We start from the raw sequence: 12,865 nt of genomic DNA, 5'->3' as shown, positions 1-12,865 counted from the left end.
TGTGCACAGAGCAATTCCTACCGGAAACCGGGAAATCCGGCAAGTTGCCCACTGCCCCAGCTCAGGTAGTCCTTAATTTATGCTGGGGTGTCCGCACTTCCCTCGAAGAAGGTAGCTCGCTGCACATGACCGATCAGACTCGTCCACTCCGCGTCGCCATCGTCGGTGCCGGACCGGCAGGCATCTACGCCGCCGACGCGCTCATGAAGTCCGACCACAATGTCAGCGGACCGGGCGTCAGCATCGACCTCTTCGAGCGCATGCCTGCGCCGTTCGGGCTGATCCGCTACGGCGTGGCCCCCGATCATCCGCGCATCAAGGGCATCATCACCGCCCTGCACAAGGTGCTCGACAAGCCGCAGGTTCGCCTCCTCGGCAACATCGACTACGGCACCGACATCACGTTGGACGACCTGCGCCGCTTCTACGACGCCGTCATCTTCTCCACCGGTGCCAACGCGGACCGCGCCCTCAACATCCCCGGCATCGACCTCGAGGGCAGCTACGGTGCCGCCGACTTCGTCTCCTGGTACGACGGCCACCCGGACGTGCCGCGCTCCTGGCCGCTCGAGGCCGAGAAGGTCGCCGTCCTGGGTGTCGGAAACGTCGCTCTCGACGTCGCGCGCGTGCTCGCCAAGACCGGTGACGAACTGCTCCCCACCGAGATCCCCGCCAACGTCTACGAGGGCCTCAAGGCCAACAAGGCGGTCGAGGTGCACGTCTTCGGCCGCCGCGGACCGGCTCAGGCGAAGTTCACCCCGCTCGAGCTGCGCGAGCTCGACCATTCCCCCAACATCGAGGTCATCGTCTCTCCCGAGGACATCGACTACGACGAGGGCTCCGAGCAGGCCCGCCGCAGCTCCAAGCAGATCGACATGGTCGCCAACACCCTGCAGGACTGGGCCATCCGCGACGTCGGCAGCCGCCCGCACAAGCTGTTCCTGCACTTCTTCGAGTCACCCCACGAGGTACTCGGCGAGGACGGCAAGGTCGTCGGTCTACGCACCGAGCGCACCGAGCTCGACGGCACCGGCAACGTCAAGGGCACCGGCAAGTACAACGACTGGGACGTTCAGGCCGTCTACCGCGCCGTCGGCTACCTCAGCCAGAACATCAGCCAGCTCCCGTTCGACGAGCAGGCAGGCACCATCCCCAACGAGGCCGGACGCGTCGTCGAGTCCCCGTCCTCCACCACGCCCGTTCCGGCCACGTACGTCACCGGCTGGATCAAGCGCGGACCCGTCGGCCTCATCGGCCACACCAAGGGCGACGCCAACGAGACCGTCGCGAATCTGCTCGAGGATGCGCCGAGCTTCGTCGGCGCAGTCGAACCGGATCTCGATGCCGTCACCTCGTTCCTCGAAGGCAAGCAGGTCCCCTTCACCACGTGGGACGGCTGGTACCGCCTCGACGCGCACGAGCGCTCACTCGGCGAGCCCGAGGGCCGCGAGCGCGTGAAGGTCGTCGAGCGTGAGGACATGCTGAAGGCATCCGAGCCCGACAAGGCCTGAGTGCCTGCGGCAGTGGTGTGGTTGTGTGCCCCAGGGAGCGCACAACCGCACCACTGCGCGAAGCGCACTACACGCGCACTGCCAACAACTTGCCCTCGGTCTCGATCTTGCGTTGATGCTCGTTGAAATCCGGTGCCGCGCAGACGAACAGCGTGCGGCCGTCGGATCCGCCGAGTCCGCAGGCGAAGACTCCGAGATCGAAATCGAGTTGCTCGAGAACCTCCCCGCCCTGCGCAACGTGCAGCACTCGCTGCCCCAGTGCGTCGGCGATCCACATAGTGCCGTCGGTGTCGATGCAGCATCCGTCGGCGGCCACTTTCACCTCCCCGATGGCCGTGGCCATGTCCGTCGACGACGGCAGTTCGCCGAACTTCGCCCAATCACGGCGCTCCCCCAGTGACCCGTCCTCGGCGATGTCGAAGGCACTGACCCGATTGCCGACCGTCTCGTCCACCAGCAGTTCGCCCGACGCGGTGAACGCCATTCCGTTGGGGAAGTACAGATCCGACGCCACGACGTGCGCGGAACCGTCCGGGTCGACGCGAATCAGGTCGGCCGTCTCGACGGGCGCGAAGTTCATCAGATCGAAGCCGAAATTGCCGATGTACGCGCGGCCGTGCGCGTCGACGAGCATGTCGTTCAGATTCGCCCGAACATAAGTCGACAGATCCGCGTGCACGGTCAGCGAACCGTCGTGCTCACGCAGTAGCAACTTGTAGTCACGCATCGACACGATCAGCAGCCGCCCGTCGGGCAACCATCCCAGGCCCGACGGCTGATTGGGCACCTCGGCTTCGACTCGTACGTCGGAGCCGTCCTCGAGGGCGGACACGACGCGATGGGAGTAGAAGTCCGATACCCAGATCCTCCCCTCGTGCCATCTCGGACATTCGAAGTAGGTGTATCCGTCGAGAACGACTGTGGTCTCCGGTTTCATGTTTCGAATTCAAACACCGCGGACGGTGGCCGCGACGCCGAATGCGCGAGCTGGCATGCTGGGGCCCGTGTTCGACGCCCACCTACACATCATCGACCCCGCGTTTCCGCTCATCGAGAACCACGGTTTCCTGCCCGATCCGTACACCGTCTCGAACTACCTATACGACGTCGACGGGCTCGGTATCACCGGTGGCGCAGTGGTCTCGGGATCGTTCCAGGGCACCGACCAGACCTACCTGCTCGCGGCGTTGAAGACCCTGGGGCGTGGCTGGGTGGGCGTCACTCAGATCGATCCGGAGTGCTCCGACGAGGACATCGTCGCGCTGGACGACGCGGGTGTCCGCGGAATGCGGTTCAACCTCAAGCGCGGCGAGACGGACGTCCAGATGCTCACCACCCAGGCGCGGCGCGTGCACGAACTGGTGGGGTGGCACGCCGAGCTGTACGTCGATGCGTCCCTGTTGCTCTCCCTCGAACCCATCCTCGCGAAGCTACCGGCCGTGAGCATCGACCACCTGGGACTGTCGACGCAGGGCCTGCCGTATCTGCTCGACCTCGTCGACCGCGGAGTACGCGTCAAGGCAACGGGATTCGGCCGGGTGGACCTCGACATCATCGACACTCTGCAGAAAATTCATCGCGTGAATCCGGCAGCATTGATGTTCGGCACCGATCTACCGGGCACCCGCGCCCCGCGTCCGTTCTCGGAGACCGACATCGACATCATTTCTCACGCCGTCGGCGGCGACCTCCCGGCGGTGCTCGACGGCAACGCCCGGGCCTGGTATCGGGTCACCTGACCTAGACGAAGAGCGCTCCGCCGAGCCACACCGCCGAGGCGAGCAACGCGCCGAACAGCTCCACCAGGATGGACAGTCCTGCCGCCTTGGTGGCGTGCACGGTCGATCTCCATGCCTCGGAATGATTGCGATGCCTGGGCACCTCGGCGACGTAGACGCCGGCGATGAAGCCGACGAACAGTCCGACGACGGGGATGACGAAGAATCCGACGATGCCGAGCAGTCCGCCGATCATCAACGATCGCATCGGCACTCCGGCCTCCCGCATGCGCCGGCCCGGCCAGGTGTACTTCACGACGCCGCTCAGAACCAACAACACCGTCGCGACCGCGAACACCGTCCAGGCGGCGGCTCCGCCGGTGACCCACGCCCACACGGCGACGGCCGCGAAGATCAAGATGGTGCCCGGCAGAATCGGGACGACGATACCGACGAGGCCGACCAGAATCACCAGGCCGACCAGGACCTCACCGAGCACGCTCATGGGCTCAGTGTGCCCTGTGCCGAGTCAGACGACAGGACGAACCTTGCCTGCTGCCTCGCGGGCCCTGCTCCGTGCCGTCTCGATGTCCGAGGCCGTCGACACCGCGACGCCCATCCGGCGTCGGACGAAGCTCGTCGGCTTGCCGAACAGGCGCAGGTCGGTCTCGGGGACGGCCAGCGCATCGGCGACGCCCTCGAAGTGAATGCCGTCTGCGTCGACACCGCCGTAGATCACCGCCGACGCACCCGGCGACAGCAGCGTCGTGTCGATCGGCAGACCCAGAACGGCGCGGGCATGCAGCTCGAACTCCGAGAACCGTTGCGTACGAAGCGTCACCAGGCCCGTATCGTGCGGCCGCGGACTGACCTCGGAGAAGTACACGTTGTCGCCCTGCACGAACAGTTCGACGCCGAACAACCCACGCCCACCGAGCGCCGTCGTGATGCGCTCGGCGACGTCGCGCGCACCGGCCAGGGCCGCGTCGGACATCGGTTGTGGTTGCCAGGATTCGATGTAGTCGCCGGACTCCTGCAGGTGCCCGATCGGCTCGCAGAACGAAGTTCCGTCGCTCGCTCGAACGGTGAGAAGTGTTATCTCGTAATCGAAATCGACGAATCCCTCGACGATGACACGGCCGAGGTCGACGCGACCGCCCTTCAGGGCGTAGTCCCACGCCGCTTCGACGTCGTCCTCGCTGCGCACGACGGACTGCCCCTTGCCCGACGAGGACATGACGGGCTTGAGAACGGCAGGAAAGCCGATGGTGGACAACGCTTCTCGTACGTCTTCCAGCGAATCGGCGAACGCGTACGGTGACGTCGGCAGCCCGAGCTCCTCGGCGGCGAGACGCCTGATGCCCTCACGGTTCATGGTCAACTGCGTCGCGCGCGCCGTCGGGATCACCACACTCCTGCCCCGCGCTTCGACCTCGGCCAGGGCATCGGTCGCGATGGCCTCGATCTCCGGCACCACGAAATCCGGCTGCTGCGAATCGATCAGCGCCAGTAGTTCTTCCGGGTTGCTCATGTCGATCGTGAACGCGTGATGAGCCACCTGATGGCCAGGGGCGTTGTCGTAGCGATCGACGGCGATCACCTCGACGCCGAGGCGCTGGAACGCGATGATCACCTCTTTGCCCAGCTCACCCGAGCCGAGCAGCATCACCCGGGTGGCCCCGGGAGTGAGCGGTGTACCGATACGGACGGGATCTGCGGCAGTCACAGCCCTATTATCCACACCCCGATCGGTTGGACGACCTAGTACAAGTTAGTCTCCATTCACATTCGCAGGTGACGAGTCGGAACGAGGCAAACAACGTGTCGAACACTGGTGGACCACTCGCAGGGCTTCGCGTGGTCGAACTCGCGGGCATCGGGCCCGGCCCGCACGCCGCACTGCTGCTGGCCGACCTCGGCGCAGACGTCGTACGCGTCCAGCGCGCCGGGCAGATCTCTGCCCACGACCACCAGCTGCGCAGCCGCACCATCGTCGAGGCCAACCTCAAGGATCCGGCCGACATCGAGAAGGTGCTCGGTCTCGTCGAACGCGCCGACGTGCTGATCGAGGGCTTCCGACCCGGCGTCACCGAACGCCTCGGCCTCGGACCCGACGACGCCCTCGCCCGCAACCCGCGCCTGGTCTACGGCCGCATGACCGGCTGGGGCCAGCAAGGCCCGTGGGCGCAGACCGCAGGCCACGACATCAACTACATCTCCGTCACCGGCGTGCTGAACGCAATCGGTCGCGAGGGCGAGCGCCCCGTGCCGCCGCTGAACATGGTCGGCGACTTCGGCGGTGGCTCGATGTTCCTCGTCTTCGGCATCATGGCGGCGCTCTACGAGCGCCAGAACTCCGGACAGGGCCAGGTGGTCGACGCGGCCATGGTCGACGGCACCGCCGCACTCTCGCACATGATCTGGGCCTGGCGTGGCGTCGGAGCCTGGAGCGACGACCGTGGCACGAACCTGCTCGATACCGGCGCACCGTTCTACGACACCTACGAGACCTCGGACGGCCGGTACATGGCAGTCGGCTCGCTCGAGCCGCAGTTCTACGCCCAGCTGCTCACCGGCCTCGGCCTCGCCGATGCGGACCTCCCGCCGCAGATGGACAAGTCGCGCTGGCCCGAGCTGCGCGAGAGGTTCACCTCGACGTTCCTGTCCAAGACCCGCGACGAATGGGCCGCGATCTTCGACGGCACCGACGCCTGCGTATCGCCGGTACTCACCTTCGCCGAGGCCCCGAACCATCCGCACATGAAGGACCGCGACTCCCTCATCGACATCGGCGGCGTCACCCAGCACCGCCCGGCACCGCGCTTCTCCCGCACCGAAAACGGAGTCCCGACGCCACCGCCCGCCGAAGCAACCGACATCGCGTCGGTTTGGGTCTGATCTGCTTGCGCCGAACTCGAAGTTGTGGACGCTTTTTTCGGCTGATTTCCGTCCATAACTTCGAGTTCGCGGTCAGAACATGGCCGGTCAGAACACCAGCGCCGGCTGCTCCGATTCGGCGCTGGGAGCGAGGGCACGATAAGCAGCAGCCGTGGCCATCACCGCGGCCCGAAGCTCCTGTGGCTCACGGGTGTACGGCAACCTGAGGTAGCGCTCGAATGCACCCTCGACGCCGAATCGTGGGCCTGCCGCGAGTATCGCGCCGAATGTGGGCGCGGTGGCGGCGAGCGCACTCGACACCGGTGCAGGCAGCTGCAACCACAGCGACATGCCGCCCTCGGAGCGGCGGTAACGCCAGTCCGGAAGATGTTCGGCCAGAGCCTCTTCGAGTACGTCCCGACGCTCGCGCAAGTGCGATCGACGGAGCTCGAGCGCGGGTTCGGCGTCCTGCAACAGGAACGAGGACGCCAATTGATCCATGATCGAGGTGCCGAGGTCGTGCGCTGCCCGCGAGCCCGCGAGCTGTGAGACGAGCGACGGATGCGCTCTGATCCATCCGATGCGCAGCCCGCCCCAGAACGACTTGGACGCCGAACCGATCGTGACGATGTCGGACCCGGAGACCCGCCCGAACGACGCGACCGGCGGCGGCGGCGGGGCGTCGAGCCACAGGTCCACCATGGTTTCGTCGACGATGAGCGTCATACGGGTGTCGCGGGTGATGCGGGCGAGTTCGGCCCGCCCCTCGGCACCGAGCACCTGCCCGGTTGGATTGTGGAAGTCCGGAATCAGGTACGCAACCTTGGCTGCTGTTTGCCTTGCTGCACTGCGTATCCCGTCGAGATCCCAGTCGCCGTCGGCCGGACGTACCGGCACCGGTACGGGACGGGCACCCACTCGCCTGATGGCTTCGAGGGCGTTGGGATAGGTCGGGTGATCGATCAGCACCCGATCGCCGGGCGAGGTCAAGGTACCCAGCAGCAGCCGAACTGCTTGCTGCGCACCGGAAGTGACCATGATCTGGTCGGCCGTCGTCGGCAGGCCACGCTCGACGAAGCGTTGCGCGATGGCCTCCCGCAGCACCGCCAGACCGATGGGCTCCATGCCGTGCGTCGGAAGATAGGTCGGAAGTGCTTGCAGCGCAGACTCGTACGCCGCGGTCATGGTGCCGTCCGCTGCTGCCATCGCTGCGTGAGACATGTCCACGACCGGACCCGAAGGCGATGTCGACTGAATCAACATTCCGTTGGGGGTGGGCGCAGCAGGCAGAGCGACGGTACTGCGTGATCCCTGCTTACTGATCAGATAACCCTCGTCTCGCAGCACCGAGTACGAGGACGTGATGGTGGTACGACTGAGATCGAGAGCCGCGGACAGATCACGCTCACTGGGCAGACCGACGCCGAGTGGAATGCGACCGTCGTGAATCAGCAGTCGAACGCCATCGGCCAATGCGCGATACGTCGGACGCGACGCCTTGCGCCTCCCGGATCCGTCCGAGGACGCGTCGCCGCGCCAGCTGCCGAGATCGCGGGCCAGTGACGTTGCATTGAGGACTCTCGAAGCCATGCACTCCAGTATTCGCCCACTGGCCTCCGACTTTCAAGTCCATTGCGCACTCCACTGGACTGCCACATGAGGGCAGGTAGATACTGAACCCATGCCGAGCAGCACGCTCTTCGACACCTCCATCGGCCGTTGCGGAATCGCCTGGACCGACGACGGCGTGCTCGCCGTCGCCCTGCCCGAGCCATCGGACGAGGCGATGCTGGACTATCTGAACCGCTTCGGCGCAGCAACAGGGCCTGTCGACACATTGGCGGCCGACGCGATCGCGCGAATCGTCGCCCTGCTCGATGGACGGACAGTCGACATGAGCCCGATTCCGCTGGTCCTCGACATCTCGGAGTTCGACGCCTCGGTCTACACCGTGTGCAGCAGCATTCCCCGGGGCGCGACACTCACCTACGGCGACATTGCCCGCCGACTCGGCCACCCAGGCGCAGCCCAGGCCGTAGGCGGCGCGTTGGGACGAAACCCCGTGCCGATCATCGTCCCGTGCCATCGGGTACTCGGCGCAGGCACGGAAGTCGGCGGCTTCTCGGCACCGGGTGGCGCGAACACCAAACAGAAAATACTCGGCATCGAAGGAGTCCCAGGATTCGACGAGCCAACATTGTTCTGAGCTGCTTCATCGACGAACAAAACCGCGAGACCGAAGAATACAATCGAAACGGGGAGCAGGAAAGGATTCAGGCAGAAATACCGAGTGCGTCGATGGGCGCGTCCACCGCCGACACCAATTCAGCTTCCGGGCCCGGAGTCACATCGGATTCCTCGTGCCGACCACCGATGGTGAATGCACCCACCTCCGGCAACCACCCGATAGCTCCGCGTTGAAAGAGGTTGTAGCGACCGGATCCGGTGGGTGTCGGACGCTCGTTACTGATCGGATAGCCAAGTGCGCCATAGGGTCCCCCGTGACCGAGGTACCAGTCGAGGATCGGACCGTGCACTTCGTGCGCGCCACCCTCGGGAAGCGCGAAGACGGTAGCGTGCGTGAATTCGAGCATTCCCCCACCCTCGGGGCCGAGCATGAATTCACCGGCCTGAGCGCCGATCCATGGATGTTCGTATGCGAAGCGATCGAATTGGTAGCTGAAAACTTCCAATCCGTTGTAATTCTCAGTCATCGCTCGACCTTCCGTCGATTTACCTGGGCGCAATTATCCACGCAGGCGAGCAGATGTGCAGTTCGATTCCGACATATATGTGACGGCACTAATTCAAGAGCGCGAGAATTTCCGCCGGAATTTGTTCCGTCGCCGTCGGATCGATCACCGTTCGCGACCACGAACCGCCGGTGCTGTCGAGACGAACGAGACGATCGGGACCGAGCAGCCACAGCTGATCCCCGGCCGACCAATTCACGCCGTAGCCGTATGCCTCACTGGACGTGGCGGGAGCGCTGTACTGGACTGCTCCGGCTGCGTCGACGATCTGCAGAGTCGGAGCGCCGTCGATGTCGACCACCCGGGCCGTCGATGCACCCGACGGCGAGGTCACCGGGGCGGACAGCGCCGCAGGTGCCGGCGGGGTCGTCGTTGTTGTTGTGGTGGTCGGCGGTGGGGCCACCGCCGCGGGTCCCCCGTCAGTGGTCGACGGGACAGTCGTGGACGGCGGGACAGTCGTGGACGGCGGAACCTCGACCGACGGCGTAGTCGTTCCGGGTACTGCGGTTGACTCCGGTGCCAGAGTGGTGGGGGTGGATGTCGTGGAGGACGGAGTAGTTGCCTCGGGAGCGATCGCCTGCGGGGCGCTGCGGGCTGCGGCAGCGGCAGCGGTGCCTCCGCACCGCGCACTTGCAGCCAATCCGAGAAGTAGGCCGTTGCTCATGGTCAAGTTCACGGTCGGGCTCGGCTGCGAGAACCTCGTACCCGATTTGGTTCGGATGGATGCGGTGTACACGCCGTCGAGTACAGGGGCCAGTGGCAGCGGCAGCAATTCCAGGAGGGCTCCGTTTTCCACTGCTTGAGTGATGACTACCCCGGTAGCAGCGGTCCCGGCTACCGCGAACTCACGGTCGTTCTCGCCTGCCTTCTTCAAGGTCAACTGGTACGTGTACTGCGACCCGCGTGATGGAAAACTGAGATTCACGAATCGAATCGCACCGACAAGACCCCGCTCGGCATTCGTACAAGTCAGCGACAGCGGCGCGGGGATCGGCAATGCTGTGGTGATGGTGCCGCTGAGGGCCGTTGCCGTGTCTTGCCCCGCAGCAAGGGTTGTCGGAGTGTTCGACGCAGTGATGCCCACTGCCGAGATGGCCGCCAGTGCGAGCACCACACCGAGGGTGGACGTCCCGCGTCCCTGGGCGCTGTGCCGTCCGCTGGGCGGTTCCTGCGGTCGATCGTCGTCGTCCGGCTGCGCAGAGGACTCCACAGGGGACCTACGAAATCCGAACGCGGTCATGAGAAGTACGCCGACGGCGATGCCACCGATGAACACTGCGACCGGGCCGCTGAGCCAGGTGACCGCGTAGCCGAGTTTCCCGACGCTGAAGAACACACGATCGGCCTCGGACACGACGTAGCTCTCGGCATCGGGCTCGGGGTTCGCGTCACCCTGAAGGAACAGTTGCACACTGTCGGTTCCGACTGCGCCGATCTCGACCACGCGGTGGGTGATTCCTGCTCCCGACGCGCTAGTGACCTTGACGACGTCGCCGACCTCTATGTCTGCGGCAGGGGTCGACTTGCTCAGTGCCAGCGCCCCGGTGTCGATGGCCGGGGCCATGGAGCCGGACCGAAAGACCAACGGGGTGATACCGAAGAACACGGCCGCGAGCGCGAACAGCACACAGACGAGCCCGGAGACAGCGCCGACGGTCAGTGCGATCTCGCGAAGCAGACGCCGGCCGGATGGCGCTCCGGTAGCCGAGGCTGCGTGGGTATCGGACATGATCTACGACGACGTCGCGGTGATGGTGTACGTGATGGTTCCGGTAGCAACGGGATTGGGCGGAGCCGTACCGGTCGGCATGGTCACGCTGATACACAGCTGATCACTGCCGTTGACGGGAAGCGAACGATTCAAGGCAGGGAATTGCTTCGAGGTTCCGAGGCCGGAGACCGTGCTGACGGCGGCACCTGTGCATGCACCCCCCGATGGAAGTCCGCTGTGCACCGAGGAATTGAGCACATTGCCCAGCGCAGTGTTACTGGCCAGCACGGAGATGGTGTAGGTGTTGGCGACGGATCCGGTCGCATTGCTCACCAACAGCCCGGCTGCGACGGTATCCCCGGGGAAGATCGCGGGATTGGCCAGAGTCGTCGAGAACGCGATCGGATTGTTGTCCACCGCGGGGTCACCGACTTTGATATCGAGCCTGCCGGTCGTGAAGGTGCCTGACGTCGCAGTCGCCGTATCCGACCATGCAGCAAGGGTTCCCACCGCGCCGAGGCCGAGCACGATGCCGATCGACATGAAGGCCCGAGCTCGCGCACTGATGAGCGCGACACCGACCCGACGGAGAACCGTCTTCGGACCGACTGAGTCCTTGTGACGCGACATCAGGGCTGCGCCCCTTCCATATCCGTCCGCGCACCCGACGATTCCGGGCACTCGGCTCTGTTGCTGTTGTCCCACTGCACAACGAGATCGACTGCAGCAGAGGAGGACCAGGTGTCGTTTTTAGCTGCTCCGGCCATCGTGATCGTGGAGTCGATTCGCTTCTTCTGGCCGGCCTCGAGGTCGATCCACGCACACGATTCGGCCGACTCGCCGCCGCCGATCGACGCGCTCAGAGCTCGAAGGAACGCCGGGTTGTCACTGCCGAAGGTCAGCCAGAGACGCCCGTCTCGGTCGGTGTCGTTGAACACGTGGAACTGCGATGTACGCACGTCGCCGGGAACCCATCGAATGTCGCTGTCGTACAACGGGCTCGGAAAGTCGGTACTCCAGCGCTCGCCGTCATCGCTGTACTTGACCGTCTGCGCCGCTTGCGACGGACCGGCACCCATCAACAGAACGACCGCGATGCCGGCGAACGCTGCGGTGCAGGCGGCAAGACCGGGGTGCTTCATCGCGCCTGCTCTTTTCGGCTCCGGTAGCGATCGACACCGGCCCCGACGAACATCACCAGCGCATAGCCGAACAGACCGATCACGATGACCGCGACCGTGATCTTGCGCTGCTCACCGTTCAGCCAGTTGTTGACGTAGCCCATGTACGGCACCGAGTACCAGACCTTTCCGCGAATCTGCCCGATCTGCACCGGGTTCTCGTCGTCGGATCCGTTGTTGTCCCCGCGAGTGACATAGGTGGTGATACCTCGTCCGCTCTGCCGGGTCGCCACGATGCGGTGAGTCACCACTTCGGGCTCGCCCGAACGGATTTGGTAGGTGATCGGTGTGCCTACCTCGAGTTCGGCTGCGTCGGCGGGCTTGACCACCACCAGGCTTCCCGGTGGGTACGTCGGCTTCATCGAGCTGGTGAGAATCGTGTACGGCGTCGAACCGGTGACTTTCGGAATGACGACGGTCACCCCGAGGACGAACAACATCGCCGCCAGAAGCGTGTACGACGCGATCCGGCTCACCCACCACCAGAGACCGGTCCGGTTCTCCTCGGATACGTCCGTGACGGTTTCGATCACGTCCGTGTCGTCGTCGGCACTCATGTCTGGTCCGCCCGGAACGAGAACGTCACCGTCGACGACGCGCTCTGCGGCGGAGTGGCACCGACGGCGAGCCGAAAGCACCACACTTCGCGGGCGCCTGCGGCCAACAGTCTGGCCGCCGGTGGCACCGGAGCTTGCGCACCACTGGCGTTTCCGTTGTACAGCAGTGTCGTCGGTCCCGTCGGTGTACCTGTCGCCGGGCAATTCGTCTCGGCCGCAACAGTTGTCGCAGTCAGAACAAGGGGGACTATTCCGGTCGACGTGGTTCCTTGCAGTCGAAAGTTGAACGGTACGTTGCCGGAGTTCCGAATCGACAACGGTGCCTGCGAGAAACCGTTCGGTCCGAGACCGGTCGAACCGAGCGCAGCGAGAACGTAGTCGTTCACTTCTGCTCCGTTCGGGCCGACCTTGATGTCCAAGGTGCCGGAGTTGATGGTCCCGCCTTCGACGACCTCGTCGTCACGCCACAGCGCGCCCGTCGTCTGTGCTGATCCGAAGACCACCACCGCGACGGACGCGGCTGCGAGCGCCCAATAACGACCGTGCTTGTTCGTCAC

Annotated in this window: 14 protein-coding genes; 4 read left to right on the top strand and 10 right to left on the bottom strand. The window is 65.0% G+C overall.

The window, feature by feature from the left end; translation table 11 throughout:
• The first annotated feature begins 125 nt into the window (after positions 1-125).
• Positions 126-1,511 carry an FAD-dependent oxidoreductase gene (locus tag CH296_RS13970; RefSeq protein WP_094685041.1) on the top strand — a complete coding sequence of 462 codons (1,386 nt, stop codon included), beginning with the start codon at positions 126-128 and terminating at the stop codon, positions 1,509-1,511.
• Positions 1,512-1,578: 67 nt separating this feature from the next.
• Here CH296_RS13970 and CH296_RS13965 read toward each other — a convergent pair whose 3' ends face one another.
• Positions 1,579-2,448, bottom strand: a complete 870-nt coding sequence (locus CH296_RS13965; RefSeq protein WP_179277722.1) for an SMP-30/gluconolactonase/LRE family protein — start codon at positions 2,446-2,448, stop codon at positions 1,579-1,581.
• A 55-nt stretch (positions 2,449-2,503) separates the two neighbouring features.
• On the opposite strand from CH296_RS13965, the gene CH296_RS13960 reads away from it, so the two are divergent.
• On the top strand, positions 2,504-3,250 hold the full coding sequence (locus CH296_RS13960; RefSeq protein ID WP_094631008.1) for an amidohydrolase: 747 nt from the start codon (positions 2,504-2,506) through the stop codon (positions 3,248-3,250).
• Position 3,251: 1 nt separating this feature from the next.
• Here CH296_RS13960 and CH296_RS13955 read toward each other — a convergent pair whose 3' ends face one another.
• Together CH296_RS13955 and purT are read right to left on the bottom strand one after the other, a co-directional pair.
• Positions 3,252-3,734: a DUF456 domain-containing protein gene (locus tag CH296_RS13955; protein ID WP_094685039.1), complete on the bottom strand. Its 483-nt coding sequence runs from the start codon at positions 3,732-3,734 to the stop codon at positions 3,252-3,254.
• 24 nt (positions 3,735-3,758) lie between these two features.
• Positions 3,759-4,955 carry a formate-dependent phosphoribosylglycinamide formyltransferase gene (gene purT, locus CH296_RS13950; RefSeq protein WP_094646778.1) on the bottom strand — a complete coding sequence of 399 codons (1,197 nt, stop codon included), beginning with the start codon at positions 4,953-4,955 and terminating at the stop codon, positions 3,759-3,761.
• Positions 4,956-5,050: 95 nt separating this feature from the next.
• Here purT and CH296_RS13945 point away from each other — a divergent pair, with 95 nt between their 5' ends.
• Positions 5,051-6,127: a CaiB/BaiF CoA-transferase family protein gene (locus tag CH296_RS13945; RefSeq protein WP_094646874.1), complete on the top strand. Its 1,077-nt coding sequence runs from the start codon at positions 5,051-5,053 to the stop codon at positions 6,125-6,127.
• Between the two features lie 87 nt (positions 6,128-6,214).
• On the opposite strand, the gene CH296_RS13940 is transcribed toward CH296_RS13945, so the two are convergent.
• Positions 6,215-7,696 carry a PLP-dependent aminotransferase family protein gene (locus tag CH296_RS13940; RefSeq protein ID WP_094685038.1) on the bottom strand — a complete coding sequence of 494 codons (1,482 nt, stop codon included), beginning with the start codon at positions 7,694-7,696 and terminating at the stop codon, positions 6,215-6,217.
• A 91-nt stretch (positions 7,697-7,787) separates the two neighbouring features.
• Here CH296_RS13940 and CH296_RS13935 point away from each other — a divergent pair, with 91 nt between their 5' ends.
• On the top strand, positions 7,788-8,312 hold the full coding sequence (locus CH296_RS13935; protein WP_094685037.1) for a methylated-DNA--[protein]-cysteine S-methyltransferase: 525 nt from the start codon (positions 7,788-7,790) through the stop codon (positions 8,310-8,312).
• A gap of 67 nt (positions 8,313-8,379) precedes the next feature.
• Here the strand turns inward: CH296_RS13935 and CH296_RS13930 are convergent, their stop codons facing one another.
• From CH296_RS13930 to CH296_RS13905, 6 genes are all read right to left on the bottom strand, one after another.
• Positions 8,380-8,820, bottom strand: a complete 441-nt coding sequence (locus tag CH296_RS13930; protein WP_032397143.1) for an LGFP repeat-containing protein — start codon at positions 8,818-8,820, stop codon at positions 8,380-8,382.
• A gap of 88 nt (positions 8,821-8,908) precedes the next feature.
• The gene (locus CH296_RS13925) at positions 8,909-10,588 is read right to left on the bottom strand and encodes a signal peptidase I (protein ID WP_094685036.1); all 1,680 of its coding nucleotides are present in this window, start codon (positions 10,586-10,588) and stop codon (positions 8,909-8,911) included.
• A 3-nt stretch (positions 10,589-10,591) separates the two neighbouring features.
• Positions 10,592-11,200, bottom strand: coding sequence for a SipW-dependent-type signal peptide-containing protein (locus CH296_RS13920; RefSeq protein WP_094630965.1), 609 nt, complete (start codon positions 11,198-11,200; stop codon positions 10,592-10,594).
• Positions 11,200-11,712: a hypothetical protein gene (locus tag CH296_RS13915; protein ID WP_094685035.1), complete on the bottom strand. Its 513-nt coding sequence runs from the start codon at positions 11,710-11,712 to the stop codon at positions 11,200-11,202. Before CH296_RS13915 ends, CH296_RS13920 begins: the two co-directional genes overlap by 1 nt.
• Positions 11,709-12,308, bottom strand: coding sequence for a signal peptidase I (locus tag CH296_RS13910; RefSeq protein ID WP_094630967.1), 600 nt, complete (start codon positions 12,306-12,308; stop codon positions 11,709-11,711). The genes CH296_RS13915 and CH296_RS13910 overlap by 4 nt, the downstream gene beginning before the upstream one ends.
• Entirely contained in the window at positions 12,305-12,865 is a 561-nt protein-coding gene (locus CH296_RS13905) for a hypothetical protein (RefSeq protein ID WP_094630968.1), read from the bottom strand. The genes CH296_RS13910 and CH296_RS13905 overlap by 4 nt, the downstream gene beginning before the upstream one ends.

The sequence above is a fragment of the Rhodococcus sp. 14-2496-1d genome (assembly GCF_002259365.1).
Lineage (GTDB): Bacteria > Actinomycetota > Actinomycetes > Mycobacteriales > Mycobacteriaceae > Rhodococcoides.
The sequence above is the reverse complement of the archived record's forward strand: the minus strand, read 5'-3'. Positions and strand labels throughout refer to the sequence as shown.